Genomic DNA, 18,252 nt, shown 5'->3' with positions numbered 1-18,252 from the left:
ATCGAGGCCCAGACAGTACTTCCAGTCCAGACGGCAGCGGACCGCGTCCGCCGCCTGCCGGTCGGTGAGGTTCTCCGCGTACTGCAACACCGACAGAAGAGCCAGCTGAGCCGGCGAAAGCCCACGCCGTCCGTCAGCCGGGTACCAGTCGGCGAAATCGCCATCCGTGAACAAACCGTCCAGCCGATCGCGCACCCACATCGCGGCCGTGCCCTGTAGATTGCTCGCCCATGCCATCCGCACCGTCAACGGCGGAATCACCCGCCCCGAAACCGAACCCATTGCCACCGCGGCCACCCCTCCGACCGCCGAAACCGCCCCGCTCCCACCAGCGCAGCACCACGAGAACATGAACACAGCCACGGTCAGCAGACTTCACCCCACCGAGTGAAGATCACCAACAGCATCCGGAACTGCGGCCAGAGCCGGATTCAACGAGCGCCGTCACCGATGAACGCCGCCCGCGCTCCCTCGGCTTGCGGCGGCGCTCGCGGTCGGGTTCGGGCCTTACCGCATCCGAGAATTCGGGAACCCGCGCGCTTCATACCGCTCCCCGCACAAGCGCCTAGCGCTGATAGCGGGCCAGCACCAAGTTCCCGTCCTTCACCAGCCGCTTCTCCAGCTCATCGGCGTCGATCGCACCGCTGTAGTACTCCTGCAGCGCCGGCGTCGCCACCTTGTCCTTCCACTCCGAATAGCCGCGCACCGACTGCGCGGGCGCGGACCGCAGATCCCGCGCGAGCGCCGCGCCGGTGGCCCAGCCGTCCTTCTCGGTGTGCAGCGACGGATCGGCCAGTGCCTGCGTACCGGTCGGCAGCATCCAGTCGCCCTTCGCCAGCCGCACCATGTTCCGCGGCCCCAGCATGAAGTCGATGAACTGCGCCGCCTCCTTCTTGTACGGGCTGTCCTCGGCGACCGAGAGAGTCTGCGGGCTTACTCCCTGGGCCGGGCCATCGGGTCCGGCCGGGGCGGGCAGCACCGTCCATTCGAAGCCCTTGGGCGCCTGCTGGACGATCTGCTGCCGGTACGAGAAACCGAGCGGAACCATCGCGTACTTGCCGCCGAAGAGGCCGGGCAGGGTGTCCGAACCGCCCATGCCGAGGGTGCTGCGCGACGCACTCTCGTCGGCGTTGACCTGGTCGTGGACGGTGCGGGGCACCACCCCGTCGCCGTCCGTGAATCTGATCGTGACCTTGCCGTCGTCGCCGCGGTGGAAGAGCTGACCACCGGCCGACAGACCGAGGTTGAGGGTGAGGGAGACCGGATCCTTGAGCGGCCAGGCGACGCCGTACTTCCCCGGTCCCATCTTCTGTGTCAGAGCCTTCGCGACCTGCCGGAACTCCTGCCAGCTCCAGGGGTTCCGGGCGGTCGGGACGCGGACCCCGGAGGAGTCGAGGATCTTCTTGTTGGCGATCAGGACCCGCGGCTCCTGCAGGAAGGGAACGCCGTAGATCCCCTTGCCGAAGGTCGCAGTATCCCAACTCCGCTGCGGGATGTCGGACTTGAGGCGCTCGGGCAGCAGCTCGCTCAGATCGGCGAGATAACCGCCGTACGCGAAGTCGGCGAGGTCGTCGGAGGCGTCATGGATGATGTCCGGCGCCTCGCCGCCCTCGAAGGAGGTCAGCAGCTGGTCATGGACGCTGTCCCAGCTGCCCTGGACGTACTGGACCTGGATGTCGGGGTGGCTCGCGTTCCACTCCTTCACCAGCTCCTTGTTGGCGTCGACGGACTCCTTCTGCCAGGCCAGGGACTGGAAACGGAGCGTGATCTTCCCGTCGGGGCCGGAGCCGTCGCCGTCCGTGCAGCCGGTCAGCAGCAGCGCGAGCGCGGCGGTGACCGCCGTCAGCAGTCGTACACGCATCACGACTTCACCGCCCCTGCCAGCATCCCGCCCGTGATCCGCTTCTGGATGATCGCGAAGATGACGAGCGAGGGGATCGTCGCCAGGAACGCGGCCGCGGCGAGCGGGCCCAGGTCGGCAACGCCCTCCGCGCCGAGGAAGTGTGTGAGGACGACCGGCAAGGTCTGCTTCTCCGGGGTCTTGAGCAGGACGAGCGCGAAGAAGAACTCGTTCCATGCGGTGATGAAGGCGAACAGCGCGGTGGCGACGATGCCGGGCGCGAGCAGCGGTGCGGTGACCGAGACGAGCGTGCGGAGCCTGCCCGCGCCGTCGACGGCCGCGGCCTCCTCCAACTCGCGCGGCACGGCCCGTACGTATCCGACCAGCATCCAGAGCGCGAACGGCAGTGCCCACACGACGTACACCATGATCAGTCCGAACAGGGTGTTGATCAGATGCAGGTTCTTCAGGATCAGGAACAGCGGGATGATCACCAGGACGAACGGGAACGCCTGGCTGACCACGACCCAGCCGGTGGCGGCGGTGGAGAGCTTGCTGCGGTGACGGGCCATGACGTACGCCATGGGTGTGGCGATCACCACGGCGATCAGGGCTGCGGCGAGCGCCGCGATCAGGCTGTTGGCGGCGGCCTGGAGGAGGGGCTGTTCATCGAAGGCCTGCCGGAAGTTGTCGAGGGTCGGGTCCTCCGGGATCCAGGTGGGGTGCAGGGAGCCCAGTTCGCGTGGCGGCTTGAAGGCGGTGGAGATCAGCCACAGGAAGGGGAAGGCGAGGAAGATGAGGTAGCCGAGGAGCGCGAGGTACTGGCCGGCGCGGCCGGACCTGCTGGTGCGCAGTGCAGTCACTTCTCATCGCCTCCCTTGAGCCGTCCTACGAGATAGAGGGCGAGCATCACCGAGATCACCGCGACCATGACGCAGCCCATCGCGGCGGCGTACCCGAACTGGCCGTAACGGAAGGCCTCTTCGTAGGCGAAGAGCATGGGAAGGCGGGTGCGTCCGCCGGGGCCGCCGTTGGTGAGCACGTACACCAGGGCGAAGGAGTTGAAGTTCCAGATGAAGTTGAGCGCGGTGATGGCGAGCGCCACCGGCTTGAGGGCGGGCCAGGTGACGGTGCGGAACCGGCGCCAGGCGCCCGCGCCGTCGAGGGCCGCGGCTTCGTGGAGTTCGTACGGCGTGTTCTGGAGCCCGGCGAGGAGGGCGACGGTGGTCTGCGGCATGCCGGCCCAGATGCCGACGACGATCACGGCGGGCAGGGCGGTGGCGAGGCCGGACAGCCAGTCCCGGCCGTCTCCGAGGCCCAGGTCGCGGATGGTCTCGTTGAGGATGCCCGCGTCGGGGCTGTAGACGAGCCGCCACATGATGGCGACGACGACCTCGGGCATGGCCCAGGGAATGATCGCGAGGGCGCGCGTCAGCCAGCGGAAGCGGAGGTTCTGGTTGAGCAGCAGGGCAAGGCCGAGGGCGAGCACGAACTGCGGGACACTCACGCCGACGGCCCAGAGCAGGCCGATGCGGAACGAATCCCAGAAGAGCGTGTCGTGCGCCAGGTCCTGGAAGTTGAGCGTCCCGATCCACTCGGTGGGCTCCGTGCGGCCGGCCTGGGAATCGGTGAAGGCCAGCGAGATGCCGTAGAGCAGCGGCCCGACGCTGAGCACCAGGATCGGTATCAGGGCGGGCAGTACGAGGAACCAGGCCCCGTGGTCCAGGTGCCTGACGGGCCGCGGTTTGCCGGGCCGCGGGCTGCTGGGCCCCGGCTCTCCGGACCGCGGCGCTGCGCTCGCCAATGTCACGGATTCGACTCCTTCGGGCGGCTCGACCTGGTCCGGCCGCCCCGGCGGCCTCCGTCATCGTGCTGACGGTCCGTCGGTTCGTCAAGGCTGCCTGCACGGATGCGAGACTCTGCCCCCATGGACGAGACACGGGCGCGCGAGGTACTGACGGCCGCGGGGTTCCCCGCCGATGCGACGCTGCTGGCGCTCGGCGAGAACGCGGTGTTCGGAGCGGGCGATGTGGTCGTCAAGGTCGGCCGGAACGCGGAGCTGCTGGCGCGGGCGGAACGCGAACTGGCCGTCGGGGCGTGGCTGTCGCAGGCGGGCGTGCCTGCGGTCCGGCCGGCCGAGCCGAAGGCCCGCCTGGTGGAGGGCCATCCGGTGACGGTCTGGCACCGGATGCCGGCCGCGGTGCGTACGGCGGAGCCCGCGGATCTGGCGCGATTGCTGCGCCAGATCCATGCGCTGCCGTCGCCGTCGTTCGCGCTGCCGCGGCGGGAGTTGCTCGGCGGGGTCGAGCGCTGGCTGCGGCTGGCGGGCGACGCGATCGACCCGGCGGACGCGGCGTACTTGCGCGAGCGCCGCGACGGTTTCGCCGCGGCGGCGTCCGCGCTCATCCCCCACCTGCCCCCGGGCCCGATCCACGGCGACGCGCTCCCCCGCAACGTCCATGTGGGCCCGGACGGTCCGGTCCTGGTGGACCTGGAGACGTTCTCGGCGGACCTGCGCGAGCACGACCTGGTGGTCATGGCGCTGTCCCTCGACCGGTACGGGCTCGCGCCCGATGCGTACGAGTCCTTCACCGCGGAGTACGGCTGGGACGTACGCGAGTGGGAAGGCTGCGAGGTCCTGCGCGGCGCGCGCGAGACGGCGAGCTGCGCGTGGGTGGCTCAGCACGCCCCGGCAAACCCGAAGGCGCGCGAGGAGTTCACCCGCCGGGTGGCCTCCCTGCGGGAGGATGCGCGCGGGGTCCGCTGGTACGCGTTCTGAGGGAGCGTCGCGCCGCCGCCGGCGGGGATTCCCCCACCCACCCGCCCTTGTTCGTGGGGGTACTTCGTACCCCCACACCCCCGGAAGCGGCAGCTCCGCGCCGCGGGGCCCAGCGGGCCTACGGCCCCGGAACCACAACCCCGGGAACGGCAGGCTCGCCGCCTCGGAGGACAGCAGGCTTGCGGCTCGGAACCGCACCCCGGGAGCGGGGGCTTCGCGCCGCGGACCACGCAAGCGCCCGCGGGGCGGGCCCCTCAGCCGGTAGTCCGGGCGGCAGTCTCCCGCCGCCGTGGACAGCGGGCCAACGGCCCGGAACCGCACCCCTGGTATCGGAAGCTTCGCACCTACACCGGGCGGCAGCTTCCCACCGCCGGCGGCACGCGCCCGCCCGCGGGGCTGGGTCCCCTCAGCCCATAGCCGGTCGTGGAGCACCCGCAGGGGCAGCCCCCTCAGCCCGTCGTCGGCACCAGTTCCCGCAGTGGCCAGGACGCGTCCACCACCGCCTCAGGGCTGCCCTTCTTCCGCAGAAAGCGCTGGAAGTCCACCGCCCACTCTGCGTACCAGTCGATCTGACGCTCATGCAGCTCAGCCGGTGTCAGCGCGGCGACCGGAGCGTGGCGTTCCGCTATGGCGCAGGCCACCCGCACCGCCGCCAGGGCGTCCGCCGACGCGTCGTGGGCCGCGTCCAGGATCACGCCGTACTCGACGCAGACCGCTTCCAGCGTCCGCTTGCCCTTGCGATAGCGGTCGACCGCGCGGTCGATGGTGTACGGATCGATCACCGGGCCGATCGGGCGGCCGCCCAGCCGGTCGCTCAGTGAGGGCAGACCGTGGCGCTGCAACTCGGCCGTGAGCAGGGTCAGATCGAATGCAGCGTTGTACGCGACGACCGGCACGCCCTGCGCCCAGTAACCCGTCAGCGTCTCGGCGATCTCGTCCGCCACCTCCCGCGCCGGACGCCCCTCCGCCGTCGCCCGCTCACTGCTGATGCCGTGGATGGCCGACGCCTGCGCGGGGATACGGATCCCGGGGTCCGCCAGCCACCCCCGCCGCCGCACCGGCTCCCCCGCCCGCACCCCGACGATCGCGGCCGTCACGATCCGCGCTTCCAGCGGCTCCGTGCCCGTCGTCTCCAGATCGAAGCCGACCAGCGGTTCCCCGTGCCAAGCCATAGTGGCCCTCCTTCGTGGTGCGGTGGTGCTTTCCCCCAATGCGTACTCACCCTCCCACGCGCCACTGACAACTCAGGAGACGGGACGCGAGTCCGCCCATACGGACTCGAACTCCTCACGGTATGTCTGGAACAGTCCGTTCTCACTGTCGTGTCCCGCACGCACGACCGCCCGCCCGCCGCCCCGCAGCACCAGCACCGGCGCCTCCATGCCCCGCGCCCTGCGCAAATACGACTGAACGACGGCCAGACCGTCGGGACCGTCACCGTCGACCAAATAGGCCGTGAAGCGGGGGGTCTCGTCGAAGACCTGGATCTCGAACGCTCCGGGGTCGCGCAGACGGGAGCGTACGCGGCGCATATGAAGGATGTTCATCTCCACCGTGCGGCTCAACTCCCCCTTTTTGAGCCCAAGTTCGCGCTCCCGGCGCTTGACCGCACTGCTCGCCGGGTTCAGGAAGATCAGGCGTACCCGGCAGCCCGATTCGGCCAGCCGGACCAAGCGGCGTCCGGAGAAGTTCTGGACCAGGAGGTTCAGGCCTATGCCGATCGCGTCGAGGCGGCGCGCGCCGCCGAAGAGGTCTTCGGCCGGAAGCTGGCGCTGCAGCCGGACCCGGTCGGGATGGACCGAGACCACGTCCGCATAGCGGTCGCCGACGAGATCCTCGACCGCGTCGACCGGCAGGCGGTCGGCGGACGGGACGCCCGCGCCGCTGTCGAGTATCTCCAGCAGACGGGCGGAGGCGCGCTCGGCCTGGGCGAGGACCGCCTCGTTCAGCGCCCGGTTGCGGGATACGACGTTGCGCGCGACCTCCAGCTCGTCCAGCGCCAGCTCGACGTCGCGCCGGTCGTCGAAGTACGGCTCGAAGCAGGGCCAGTGCTGGACCATCAGTTCGCGCAGCTGAGGAAGGGTGAGGAAGGACAGGACATTGTCGTCGGCCGGATCGAGGAGATACCCCTTGCGCCGGGAGACCTCCCGCACCGCGACGGCGCGCTGCACCCACTCCTGCCCCGCGGGCCCCGCCGCGGCCACCACCCAGTCGTCGCCGTGCACGGGTTCGTAGATGGGTCGCAGCACGGCGGCCACCACGGCGCGCAGCCGCTGCTCCACCAGATTCAGCCAGATGTATGCCCGCCCGGCACGCTGGGCGCGCGTACGCACTTCGCTCCAGGCGTCCGCGCCCCAGTCCAGTTCCGCCCCGATCTCCATCGGTCTGGCGAGGGAGACCGCTCCGGGCGGGACGTCGGTGGAGTCCCCCTCGTGACCTGCGTCACCGGGGGGAAGCTCCAGCCCTCCCGAGCTCACCCACGCACCGCCTTCCCAGACCCCTTCAACGATCAAGGAAGACTACTCCGCCTGTGGGACACGGTGCAGCCGGATCGGCAGTGTACTTTCCCAACTCCCTTGTCAAATCCGGCCGTTCTGCCAGGCGAGATCTGCCGTAGTGAGCGGATTCATATCGGTTGCTTCCTGGGGCGACACAACGAACCCGATGTTGACCGCGTCGTCCACCGCCGTCGGGGCCCCTCACCGGCGATACTTTCAAAGAGGATCTGGGCCAAGTGCCCCCCAGCACCCGGAACAGAAGTGGAAGAGTCATATCTATGCAGGTCTGGCCGGGACAGGCGTATCCCCTCGGTGCCACGTACGACGGCGCCGGCACCAACTTCGCGGTGTACTCCGAAGCCGCTCGACGCATTGAGCTGTGCCTGTTGCACGACGACGGTTCGGAGACCGCGGTGGAGCTCCGCGAGACCGACGCTTTCGTACGGCACGCGTATCTGCCGGGCGTGATGCCGGGTCAGCGGTACGGATTCCGCGTCCACGGTCCGTACGCGCCGGAGCACGGGCAGCGCTGCAACTCCGCGAAGCTGCTCCTCGACCCGTACGCGCGTGCGATCAGCGGCAGCATCGACTGGGGCGAAAGCGTGTACGGCTACCACTTCGGCAAGCCGGACTCCCGCAACGACCTCGACTCGGCGCCGCACACCATGACATCGGTCGTGGTCAACCCCTACTTCGACTGGGGCGACGACCGGCCGCCGCGTACCGACTACCACCGGACGGTGATCTACGAGGCCCATGTGAAGGGACTCACGATGCTGCATCCGGAGCTGCCGCAGGAGCTGCGCGGTACGTACGCCGGGCTCGCGCATCCAGCGGTGATCTCGCATCTGACGGAACTGGGCGTGACGACGCTCGAATTGATGCCCGTGCACCAGTTCGTCAACGACCACCGGCTGGTGGACGCGAAGCTGAACAACTACTGGGGCTACAACACCATCGGGTTCTTCGCGCCGCACAACGCCTACGCCTCCTGGGGCGACCGGGGCGAGCAGGTGCTGGAGTTCAAGCAGGCGGTGCGGGCGCTGCACCAGGCGGGCATCGAGGTCATCCTCGACGTCGTCTACAACCACACGGCGGAGGGCAATCACCTCGGCCCCACCCTCTCCTTCCGGGGCCTGGACAATGCCTCGTACTACCGGCTGTCCGACGATCCGCGCTACTACACCGACACGACGGGGACCGGAAACTCGCTGCTGATGCGCAGCCCCCATGTATTGCAGCTGATCATGGACTCGCTGCGCTACTGGGTGACCGAGATGCATGTCGACGGCTTCCGCTTCGACCTCGCGGCGACGCTGGCCCGGCAGTTCCACGAGGTGGACCGGCTGTCGTCGTTCTTCGACCTGGTGCAGCAGGATCCGGTGGTCAGCCAGGTGAAGCTGATCGCCGAGCCGTGGGACGTGGGCGAGGGCGGCTATCAGGTGGGGAACTTCCCGCCGCTGTGGACCGAGTGGAACGGCATGTACCGGGACTGTGTACGGGACCTGTGGCGGGGCGAGCCGCGGACACTGGCGGAGTTCGCCTCCCGGCTGACCGGCTCGTCCGACCTCTACCAGGACGACGGGCGGCGGCCGCTGGCCTCCATCAACTTCACCACCTGCCACGACGGGTTCACCCTGCACGATCTGGTCTCGTACAACGAGAAGCGCAACGAGGCGAACGGCGAGGGCAACCGCGACGGCGAGAGCCACAACCGGTCGTGGAACTGCGGGGCCGAGGGCGATACGGACGACCCCGAGGTGCTCGATCTGCGCGAGCGGCAGATGCGTAACTTCATCGCGACGCTGATGCTCTCTCAGGGTGTGCCGATGCTCAGCCACGGCGACGAGTTCGCGCGTACACAGAGGGGCAACAACAACGCGTACTGCCAGGACAACGAGGTTTCCTGGGTGCGCTGGCCGGAGCCCGGCACGGACCAGGGCGACACGCTGCTGGCCTTCACCCGGGCGATGGTGTGGCTGCGGCGGGACCATCCGGTGTTCCGCCGGCGCAGGTTCTTCCACGGGCGGCCGGTGGAGGGGACGCACGACGAGCTGTCCGACATCGCGTGGTTCACCCCCGAGGGCGAGGAGATGGTCCAGCGGGACTGGCAGGCGGTGCATGCGAAGGCACTGTCGGTGTTCCTGAACGGCCACGCGATCTCGGAGCCGGGGCCGCGGGGTGAGCGGATCGCCGACGACTCGTTCCTGCTGATGTTCAACGCGAGCGCAGAGGATCTGGACTTCGCGGTGCCGGTGAACCACGGACGGCAGTGGCAGGTGGTCGTGGACACGGCGCGCAAGGAGGGGGTGCCGCCGGGCGAGGGTCCGAAGGTGGCGGCCGGGGAGCGGGTGCGGCTGGTGGGGCGGAGCCTGACGGTGCTGCGGCGGCCGGCGTAGCCGCCGACGCGCCAGGGGCCGGCTGAACTCGACGTCACAGGCCACCGACTCCGCGAGGGGCGCCCGTCGGGAAGGCCATGGGCTGGGCCAGTCGGGTGGTCGGCCCGGAGCAGACTGCCGGGCGGCGGGCGAACATAGCCCGATCGGCCGACAACGGCGCATGGGCCGATGACACAGAAGCGCTCAAGGTGGGTACGTACGTTCGCATGACGCCCACCGCCACCTACCGGCTGCAGATCCAGCCGGACTTCCCGTTCTCGGCCGCCGCGGAAGCCGTGCCGTACCTCGCCGGGCTCGGCGTCTCGCATCTGCATCTGTCGCCGGTGCTCGAGACGGTCCCCGGGTCGACGCACGGCTACGACGTCGTCGACCCCGCGCGGGTCCGGGAGGAGCTCGGCGGCGAGGCGGGCCTGCGGGAGCTGTCCCGTACGGCGCGCGAGCACGGCCTCGGACTCGTCCTGGACATCGTCCCGAACCATATGGCGGCGGTGCCGCGCCACAACCTGGCCCTGTGGGAGGTGCTGCGCGAGGGCCCCCTGTCACCGTACGCCCGCTGGTTCGACATCGACTGGGAGGCGGGCGGCGGGAAGGTGCTGCTGCCGGTGCTCGCGGGCCGGATCGGGGACGAGCTGGGCGCGATGCGGGTCGAGGAGGACGTGCTGCACTACGGCGAGCAGCGCTTCCCGCTGCGCGAGTCCACGGCGCGCCTGCCGTTGCCCGAGCTGCTGGACGCGCAGTGGTTCCGGCTGGGCTGGTGGCGCCTTGCCCGTACCGAGCTCAACTACCGGCGGTTCTTCACCATTTCGGATCTGATCGGGGTACGGGTGGAGGACCCGGAGGTCTTCGACGCCACCCACGGCAAGATCATCGAACTGGTGCGGGACGGGGTCGTCGAAGGCCTGCGCATCGACCACCCGGACGGGCTCGCGGACCCCGAGGCGTATCTGCGGCGGCTCGACGAGGCGACGGGCGGGGCGTGCTGGACAGTCGTCGAGAAGATCCTCACCGGGGACGAGCGGCTGCCGGCCGGCTGGCCGGTGGCGGGGACGACGGGGTACGACGCGCTGCGGCAGGTCGACGGACTGTTCACCGATCCGGCAGGCGCGGCTGAACTCGTGGGCCATTACCGTGAGTTCGCGGACCCGGCAGGTGACCGTGGAGGCTACTGGGAGGCGACGGCGCGGCGCGGCGCGTACAACGTGGTCACGCATGAGCTGGCCGCCGAGACCGCGGCGCTGACCCGCCTCGCGGAGCGGATCTGCGCGGCGGACCCCGCGCTGCGCGACCACGCCCCCTGGGCGCTGCGGGCGGCGGTCCGCGAGCTGCTGGTGCGGGTGCCCGTCTACCGCCCGTACCGCATCGGGGACGAGGAGGCGCTGTCGGCGGAGGCGGCTGCCGCGGCGAAGGGGGCCTTCGCGGTGGCCGAGGAGGCCGCGGCCGTCGACGTGGTGCGGGACCTGGTGCTCGGGCGGCTCGGCGAGGGCCCCGACCACGCCGCGTTCCGTGCGCGCTTCGCGCAGACGTCGTCCGCGCTGCGCGCCAAGTCCGTCGAGGACACGGCGTTTTACCGCTACGCGCCGCTGCTCTCGGCGAACGAGGTGGGCGGGGAACCGGGCCGGCCGGCGGTGGATCCGGCGGACTTCCATGCGTACTGCGCACGGCTCGCGCGCGACTGGCCCGCCACCGGCACCGTGCTGACCACGCACGACACCAAGCGCAGCGCGGATGTACGGGCCAGGATCGCGGTGCTGTCCGAGTGCCCGGACCGCTGGGCCGACTTCCTGCGGCGCGTCACGGAGGAGGCGGGGCGAGTGGAGGGCGGGCGCGCGCCCGATCCGCACCTGGCGTGGGTGGCCTGGCAGACCGCTGTGGGGTTCGGCTTCCCGGACCACGACAGGCTGGAGACGGCGCTGCTGAAGGCGGTACGGGAAGCGGGCCTGCACACCAGCTGGACGGAGCCGGATCCGGCGTACGAGCGGGCGGTATCGGCGTTCGTGGGCGCGGGGCCGGCCGGGCCACCGCTGTACTCGGTGGCGCTCTTCGCCCGCGAGCTGGACCCATATGTACGCGCCAACACGCTGGGCGCGACGCTGGTGCAGCTGACGATGCCGGGGGTGCCTGATGTGTACCAGGGCACGGAGCGCCAGTACTTGGCCCTGGTGGACCCGGACAACCGGGGGCCCTTTTGCCAGGGCCCGCCGGACGAGAAGACAGCGGTCACGCGGGCGGCACTGCGGCTACGGCGGGAGCGGCCGGAGGTCTTCGGCGAGTCGGGGACGTACACACCGCTGACCGCGAACGGTCCCGCGGCCGGACACTGCGTGGCGTTCTGCCGCACGGGCGAGGTGGTCACGGCGATCACCCGGCTGTCGCTGCGGCTGTCGGAGAGGGGCGGCTGGGAGCGTACGGAGCTCACGCTGCCGGAGGGCCGGTGGGCGGATCTGCTGGCGCCGGAGCGGGAGTTCGGCGGCGGACGGGTGCCGGTGGCGGAACTGTTCGCGGACCGCCCGGTGGCGCTGCTGAGCCGCGCGGCGGTCCGGCCCGCATCATCCACACCTGGGTGATGCGTTGACGGGTTGAGGTCGCCACATCTATGCGAGGGCCCTGTCATTCACGGGTGTCACGGTCAGCGCGGTTGGCGCAGTCCCGCGACGAGGAGCTCGACCAGTCGGCGTGCGTCGTAGCGGGGGTCGCTGTCGGCGCCAATGCAGAGGTTTCCGACGCCGCGCATGAGTTGGTAGGCGTTGAGGTCGGAGCGGATCTCACCGGAGGCGGCGGCAGCGTCGAGGAGTTGGGTGCACACCGGCAGGAGGCGGTCGAGGAAGTAGGCGTGCAGCGTCTCGAAGCCGGCGTTGTCGGTCTGCAGCGCGGCCGCGAGGCCGTGCTTGGTGACCAGGAAGTCGACGAAGAGGTCGACCCACCGTCCGAGGGCTGCGTGAGGTGTCGGGCTGGTCGCCAGCAGGGCCGGGCCGGCCTCGGCGCAGGCGTCGACCTGGTGGCGGTAGACGGCGATGACGAGGTCCGCCCGGGTGGGGAAGTGGCGGTAGATCGTGCCCATCCCGACGCCGGCCTCGGCCGCGATGTCGCGTACCGGCGCTTCCACGCCCGAGGTGACGAAGACCGCGGCGGCCGCATCCAGCAGGGTCTGCTGGTTGCGCCGGGCGTCCTTGCGCTTGGACCCGGCTGCGCTTCCCGCGCTCTGGCCGCTGCCGTTCACCGCGGGGCTCCTTCCATGACTGACCTTGCAAAGCGGAACACGGTTCCGTATTGTTAACGGAGCGAGGTTCCGTTTTGCTCATCATGCCAGAACAGGAGCCCGGCAACCAAGCCGCGCATCGTCATCACGCCCCTCTCCCCTCGACCCGGCACTGCGGCACCGCTGACCGCCGGGCCACCACACCAACCACGCAAAGAAACAGAACGGAAGTCCTTCCATGTCCGACTCGAACATTGCGAACACGATCGCGAGTGCGCCCACTGCGATCGTGTCCGCGAAGCCGGTCGTCCTGTCCGCCCCCGGCCGCGGTGAGGACCTCCAGGTCCGCGTGTCCGCGCCCGCGACCGGCAGCGACCTGCCCATCATCGTCTTCTCGCACGGCTTCGGCTGGTCGATGGACGGCTACGCTCCGCTGGCGGACTTCTGGGCCGCCCGCGGCTTCGTGGTCCTGCAGCCCACTCATCTCGACTCAAGGACGCTCAACCTCCCTGCCGACGACCCCCGTACGCCACGGATCTGGCGCTTCCGGGTCGAGGACCTCAAGCGCGTCATTGACGAGCTCGATGTCCTGGAAGCTTCCGTGCCGGGCCTCAGCGGGCGCCTCGACCGCAGCCGCATAGCTGTGGCCGGCCACTCCTGGGGGGCCCAGACGGCGAGCACGCTGCTGGGCGCGCGAGTCCTCGACGCCGACGGCGTTCCCGGGGAGGACATGTCCGACCCGCGTGTCAAGGCGGGCGTGCTGCTCGCCCTGACCGGCCGGGGCGGCGACGACCTGACTCCATTCGCGGTCGAGCACCTCCCTTTCATGAACCCGTCCTTCGCCGACATGACCACGCGGGCTCTCGTCGTCGCCGGGGACGATGACCAGTCCGCGCTGTCCACTCGGGGGCCGGACTGGTTCACCGACCCCTACTTCCTCAGCCCGGGAAGCAAGAGCCTGCTCACGCTGTTCGGGGCAGCGCACTCGCTCGGCGGCATCCCCGGGTACAACGTCGCGGAGACGACGGACGAGAGCCCCGATCGAGTCGCTCTGATCCAGCAGCTCACCTGGGCTTACCTGCGCAGTGCCCTCTACCCCGAGGACACCAGCTGGCAGGCGGCGAGCTCCGCACTGGAGGAAGCCCCTCACCCGCTCGGGAAGCTGCAGAGCAAGTAAGCGAGTCTCGCGGCCGCACACCGCCTCCCGCAGCGCAGGGCGGGAGGCGGTGTGCGGCACGGCGAGAGGACACCCGTGCACCTCCGTGCCGGGTGTCCCCTCGCCGCCGCGATGAGCCGCACAAGGCGCCGCGCATCCGGCGGGAACCGACGAACACCGCCCAGGCAGCCAAGCACCCTTGCGTACACACGTGCCCCGTGACCACTGCAGCGCCCCTCCACCCAGCGCTACCGGCGTTGAAAGGACCCACGACCCGATGCCGCAACCCCTCACCCCCCGTTTCGGGATCATGACCGCCCCCTCGCAGATCGACTACCACGAGATCCTGCGAGTCTGGCGCGAGGCCGACGCCATCCCGGAGATCGAGCACGCATGGCTGTTCGATCACCTCATGCCGATCGGCGGCGACCCGAACGGAGTGACCTACGAAGGCTGGAGACTGCTCTCAGCCCTCGCCGCCCACACCAGGCGTCTGCGCATGGGCGTGCTCGTGACCAGCAACCGTATCCGCCCACCCGCCGTGCTGGCCAAGATCGCCGCGACCCTCGACGTCATCTCCGGCGGACGGCTCGACTTCGGCATCGGCGTCGGCTCACGCCCCAGCTACCCCCTGGCCCGACGCGAGTACGAAGCACACGGCCTGCCCTTCCACGACGCAGCCCACGCCGTGGGCAGCCTCGCCGAAGCGTGCACGATCACCCGGCGGCTGTGGACCGAGAACGAACCATTCGACTTCCACGGCACCTACCACCACCTCACCGGAGCGTTCGGCAACCCCAAGCCCCTCCAACGCCCCCACCCGCCCATCCTCATCGGAGGACGTTCCTCCTCAACACTCCGTGTGGTTGCAGAGCACGCCGACCTGTGGAACGTCCCCGGCGGCGACATCGACGACGCCATCGACCGCAGCGCACTGCTGGACCGCTACTGCACCGAGATCGGGCGCGCCCCCGGCTCGATCACCCGATCCCTCCTGCTGCCGGTCTCCTACACCGACCCCGACAGCACCCGGGACACGATCGGCAGGGCAACCGAGGGCGGCTTCCAGCACATCATCCTCGGACTGCCCGCGCCCTACCCCGCCGACGTCGCACGGTGGGTCACCGACAACCTCATCGCCCCCTCGACCCACGACCGCAATCCTGTATCAACCGGGCAGCAGCAGTCGGCGATTCCTCAGCCCCAGCCTCTCTCCCCCGGGTCGCGAGAGTGAGACCGGCTGCCAGGGAACGAACGCGGCGCCGGCCTCGACGGCCGCGTCCAGGAGAGCGGCTTCCTGGCGGTCGACGATGTTGAAGTGGGCGGTGACGGCGGCGATATCGACGATCTCTCGCGCGGCGCGCAACTGGTCGGTGGTCACATTCGAAAGGCCGATGTGCCGGATCATGCCCTCCCGGCGCATCGCGTCGAGGGTGCCGACCTGGTCTTCGAACGAGGCGTCCTTCGCGTAGCCGCTGTGCAGGTAGTACAGGTCGACCTGCTCGGCGCCGAGGCGTCTGACGCTCATATAGACGCACTGACGGAGGTAGTTGCGGTTGCCGATCACGTCGAGCGTCCCGGACGACGGCCGCCTGCGCCCGGATGCCGGGTGACATGGCGACGGGCTTCAGCGTCGCTGGGGGGAGAGCGAGGCGCGCTCCCCCCAGAGGCCGTCGATGACCGGCGAAGTAGGGCTGCTCACAAGCGACATGGCGGCACGGCCTACCTGCGGAGTGATGGCCTCTCGGCGTTTGGGGTATTGCCTGTGGGCGGTGGCGTTGCCGGGAACGTTGCGTCGCAGTGGCGCTCCACCGTGTCCGCGAAGGTACGCGCGAGCGGGGAGAGCGCGTTCCAGCGGCGGACGGCCCAGCCGGTCCACAGGGCGGGTAGTTCGGGGACGGGGATGAGGCGCAGGTCGGGGTGGGCGGGCCCGTGCCAGGCGGGCAGGTCGGGGACGATCGCGTGGCCCAGGCCGAGTTCGGCCAGGAGGATAGCGGTGTCCCAGTCGGCGACGCTCGTGTCCGAGCGCGGGGCGATCCCCGCCTCGGTGAGCCAGGCGTCCAGACGGGACCGGGAGATTGCGTTCTCGGGCAGGGCGATCAGTCGGATGTCGGCCAACTCGGCCAGGTTGAGGCGGGACTTGGAGGCCAGGGGGTCGTCCGCGGCGACGGCGAGGACCCAGGGCAGTTCGACCACGGGGCGCTGCTCGATGCCGCGCACCGGTTGGTCGAGAGTGATCCACGCGAGGTCGAGTCCGCCGGCGAGGAGTGCGTCGAAGCAGCTGCGGCTGGAGTGAGTGGTCTCGAACTCCAGGCTCACCTTGGGATGTTGGCGACGGAAGACGACCACGGCCTCGGACATGAAGTGGCGCACGGTGGTGGCGCCGGTGGTGACGCGGACCGAACCGCCTTCGCCGCGCACCAGGTCGCGCAGGCGGCGCAGGGCGTGGTCGATGTCACCGAGTCCTCCGGCAGCGGCGGTGTGCAGGAGCTGTCCGGCGGGGGTGGGTATGACGCCGCGCGGGTGGCGCTCCAGGAGGGCGACGCCCGTTTCCCGCTCCAGGCGCTTGATGTGCTGGCTGACGGCGGACTGGGTGCAGGACAGGTCGCGGGCGACGGCGCTGAGGCTGCCGGTGCGGCAGACGGCGACGAAGACGCGCAGGTCGTCGAGGGTCATGAGGGGTGAAGCTACAGCTTGGGGGAGGGTAAGGAAACCCGAGGATTGACTTGGCAGTTGGTGGGACGGGACGATCTTGCCGGGCCCAGGGCGGCAACCCGGCCGAGCTCAGCGCATCGCTCCGGACGGTGTGCTGGGCGTGCGCCGGGTGCCGACCCTCCCCGTAGGCCAAGCCCACCTCCTACATGCGGATCCCTCGCGCCCCGGCGCTGGACCGTGCCCGGAAGGCGACCCTTGCAAGCTCTCGAAACAGCCGCCATCGCGGCCGCCGCTGTCGCGGCAGGCGGCATCAATGCCGTCGTCGGCTCCGGCACCCTGATCACCTTCCCGACGCTGCTCGCCTTCGGCTGGCCGCCCGTCCTGGCCAACGTCTCGAACACCATCGGCCTCGTGCCGGGCGTCCTCGGCGCCGCCTACGGCTACCGCCGAGAACTCAGGGGGCAGCGGCCGCGGCTGCTCAGACTCGGTGGCGCGGCACTCATCGGTGGACTCGCTGGCGCGCTGCTCCTCCTGACACTGCCAGGCGGCACGTTCAAGGCTGCGGTGCCTGTGCTCATCCTGCTCGCCTGCGCTCTGGTCCTGCTCCAGCCCCGCCTCACCGGGTGGCTGCAGCAGCGCAGCGGATACGGGAGCAAGGACGGGGGCGTGCCGGTGTGGGCCGGAGTGCTGGGGACAGCGGTCTACGGCGGCTACTTCGGCGCGGCCCAAGGCTTCCTGCTTATGGCCTTGTTCGGCACCTTCCTGCCCGATGACCCGCGGCGCCTGAACGCCGCCAAGACCGTCCTCGCCGCACTGGTCAACGGCGTCGCGGCGGCCGTCTTCATCGCGGTGACGGACGTGGACTGGGCAGCCGTGGGCGTGATCGCCCTCGGCTCCACCATCGGTGGTCTCCTCGGCGCCCGTGTGAGCCGCCGCCTGCCGCCCCACGTTCTGCGCGGCGTGATCGTCGCGGTCGGGGTGACCGCGTGCGTCGCCGTGGCCATATGACGATCGAGCGGCTGAAGGAGCCCTTCCATGACCCCGACCAGCGATCCGAGCCACGCGGCACGCCGCCTTCTGCGCGAGCTGGGTGCAGAAGAGCTCGGCCACCCCGGAGGAACCCTGTTGGCCCACCTCGACCGGGTACGGCACAGGCTCGTCCGTTGGAGCGCCCGCCCCGCGCTGCAGCTCGCCGGCCTGTGCCACGCGTTCTACGGCACCGGCGGCTTCGCCCCCGTCCTGTTGCTACCTCATCAGCGCGCACGCCTGCAGGACGTCATCGGTGCGGAGGCCGAGTCCATCGTGTACCTCTACGCGAGTTGTGACCGGCAAGCGACGTACGCAACGATCACCGACCACGCGATGCGCTTCCACGATCGATTCACCAGCTGCACCCGCGCACCCAGCCTGCAAGAGAAGAAGGACTTCGCTGAACTCACCACGGCCAACGAACTGGACATCGCACACGTCGACAGTGCTTTCCGCGAGCGGTGGGGCGGCGACCTGTCGGATCTGTTCACCAGGCTCCGCCCCCTGCTGAGCACTGCCGCCTGGCAGGACTGCGAGTCCGTACTGGGTGGTGCTCCGCGGTCGACCGCTGGGGAGCAGGTTTGAGCAGGAGCTACTGATTCGATGCCGACACCCGGGTCAGACCCGCAGGCGACCATCGCTGGCCGGCACGAGTCCACCCGGGGTGGACCACGATGGGAGGGTGCGCAGAGATGGAAGG

General features: G+C 70.1%; 16 protein-coding genes. 7 read left to right on the top strand and 9 right to left on the bottom strand.

The features are described from left to right. The 4 genes from ACFYWY_RS32840 to ACFYWY_RS32825 form a co-directional block, all read right to left on the bottom strand. Positions 1-363 (bottom strand): transposase (locus tag ACFYWY_RS32840; protein ID WP_389193347.1); only part of this gene is annotated, 363 nt, incomplete at its 3' end. 202 nt (positions 364-565) lie between these two features. Further along, positions 566-1,861 (bottom strand): ABC transporter substrate-binding protein, encoded by a 1,296-nt coding sequence (locus tag ACFYWY_RS32835; RefSeq protein ID WP_389193344.1) that lies wholly within the window; start codon positions 1,859-1,861, stop codon positions 566-568. Beyond that, the gene (locus ACFYWY_RS32830) at positions 1,861-2,703 is read right to left on the bottom strand and encodes a carbohydrate ABC transporter permease (protein ID WP_389193341.1); all 843 of its coding nucleotides are present in this window, start codon (positions 2,701-2,703) and stop codon (positions 1,861-1,863) included. The genes ACFYWY_RS32835 and ACFYWY_RS32830 overlap by 1 nt, the downstream gene beginning before the upstream one ends. Further along, positions 2,700-3,644, bottom strand: a complete 945-nt coding sequence (locus ACFYWY_RS32825) for a carbohydrate ABC transporter permease (RefSeq protein WP_389193365.1) — start codon at positions 3,642-3,644, stop codon at positions 2,700-2,702. The genes ACFYWY_RS32830 and ACFYWY_RS32825 overlap by 4 nt, the downstream gene beginning before the upstream one ends. 123 nt (positions 3,645-3,767) lie before the next feature. On the opposite strand from ACFYWY_RS32825, the gene ACFYWY_RS32820 reads away from it, so the two are divergent. Beyond that, positions 3,768-4,619, top strand: a complete 852-nt coding sequence (locus tag ACFYWY_RS32820; RefSeq protein ID WP_389193338.1) for a phosphotransferase enzyme family protein — start codon at positions 3,768-3,770, stop codon at positions 4,617-4,619. Positions 4,620-5,068: 449 nt separating this feature from the next. Here ACFYWY_RS32820 and ACFYWY_RS32815 read toward each other — a convergent pair whose 3' ends face one another. Both ACFYWY_RS32815 and ACFYWY_RS32810 read right to left on the bottom strand, forming a co-directional pair. Next, the gene (locus ACFYWY_RS32815) at positions 5,069-5,791 is read right to left on the bottom strand and encodes a 3'-5' exonuclease (RefSeq protein WP_389193336.1); all 723 of its coding nucleotides are present in this window, start codon (positions 5,789-5,791) and stop codon (positions 5,069-5,071) included. Positions 5,792-5,863: 72 nt separating this feature from the next. Next, positions 5,864-7,096: an SAV2148 family HEPN domain-containing protein gene (locus ACFYWY_RS32810; RefSeq protein WP_389193333.1), complete on the bottom strand. Its 1,233-nt coding sequence runs from the start codon at positions 7,094-7,096 to the stop codon at positions 5,864-5,866. Between the two features lie 299 nt (positions 7,097-7,395). Here ACFYWY_RS32810 and glgX point away from each other — a divergent pair, with 299 nt between their 5' ends. Further along, positions 7,396-9,516 (top strand): glycogen debranching protein GlgX, encoded by a 2,121-nt coding sequence (gene glgX / locus ACFYWY_RS32805; RefSeq protein WP_389193330.1) that lies wholly within the window; start codon positions 7,396-7,398, stop codon positions 9,514-9,516. Between the two features lie 206 nt (positions 9,517-9,722). Beyond that, positions 9,723-12,080, top strand: coding sequence for a malto-oligosyltrehalose synthase (gene treY / locus ACFYWY_RS32800; RefSeq protein WP_389193327.1), 2,358 nt, complete (start codon positions 9,723-9,725; stop codon positions 12,078-12,080). Positions 12,081-12,142: 62 nt separating this feature from the next. Here treY and ACFYWY_RS32795 read toward each other — a convergent pair whose 3' ends face one another. After that, entirely contained in the window at positions 12,143-12,733 is a 591-nt protein-coding gene (locus ACFYWY_RS32795; RefSeq protein ID WP_389193324.1) for a TetR/AcrR family transcriptional regulator, read from the bottom strand. Between the two features lie 217 nt (positions 12,734-12,950). Here ACFYWY_RS32795 and ACFYWY_RS32790 point away from each other — a divergent pair, with 217 nt between their 5' ends. Both ACFYWY_RS32790 and ACFYWY_RS32785 read left to right on the top strand, forming a co-directional pair. Continuing rightward, on the top strand, positions 12,951-13,889 hold the full coding sequence (locus ACFYWY_RS32790) for an alpha/beta hydrolase family protein (protein ID WP_389193321.1): 939 nt from the start codon (positions 12,951-12,953) through the stop codon (positions 13,887-13,889). A gap of 256 nt (positions 13,890-14,145) precedes the next feature. Then, the gene (locus ACFYWY_RS32785; RefSeq protein WP_389193319.1) at positions 14,146-15,102 is read left to right on the top strand and encodes an LLM class flavin-dependent oxidoreductase; all 957 of its coding nucleotides are present in this window, start codon (positions 14,146-14,148) and stop codon (positions 15,100-15,102) included. On the opposite strand, the gene ACFYWY_RS32780 is transcribed toward ACFYWY_RS32785, so the two are convergent. Together ACFYWY_RS32780 and ACFYWY_RS32775 are read right to left on the bottom strand one after the other, a co-directional pair. After that, positions 15,037-15,435, bottom strand: coding sequence for an aldo/keto reductase (locus ACFYWY_RS32780; RefSeq protein WP_389193316.1), 399 nt, complete (start codon positions 15,433-15,435; stop codon positions 15,037-15,039). The genes ACFYWY_RS32785 and ACFYWY_RS32780 overlap by 66 nt on opposite strands. A 155-nt stretch (positions 15,436-15,590) precedes the next feature. Beyond that, positions 15,591-16,544, bottom strand: a complete 954-nt coding sequence (locus ACFYWY_RS32775; protein ID WP_389193314.1) for a LysR family transcriptional regulator — start codon at positions 16,542-16,544, stop codon at positions 15,591-15,593. A gap of 234 nt (positions 16,545-16,778) precedes the next feature. Here ACFYWY_RS32775 and ACFYWY_RS32770 point away from each other — a divergent pair, with 234 nt between their 5' ends. Beyond that, entirely contained in the window at positions 16,779-17,531 is a 753-nt protein-coding gene (locus tag ACFYWY_RS32770; protein WP_389193311.1) for a sulfite exporter TauE/SafE family protein, read from the top strand. 27 nt (positions 17,532-17,558) lie between these two features. After that, positions 17,559-18,137 (top strand): DUF6817 domain-containing protein, encoded by a 579-nt coding sequence (locus ACFYWY_RS32765; protein ID WP_389193308.1) that lies wholly within the window; start codon positions 17,559-17,561, stop codon positions 18,135-18,137. Positions 18,138-18,252: the final 115 nt, after the last annotated feature.

The sequence above is a fragment of the Streptomyces sp. NPDC002870 genome (assembly GCF_042888505.1).
Classification (GTDB): domain Bacteria; phylum Actinomycetota; class Actinomycetes; order Streptomycetales; family Streptomycetaceae; genus Streptomyces.
Note: the sequence above shows the minus strand (reverse complement) of the source record. Positions and strands in the feature narration are given on the sequence as shown.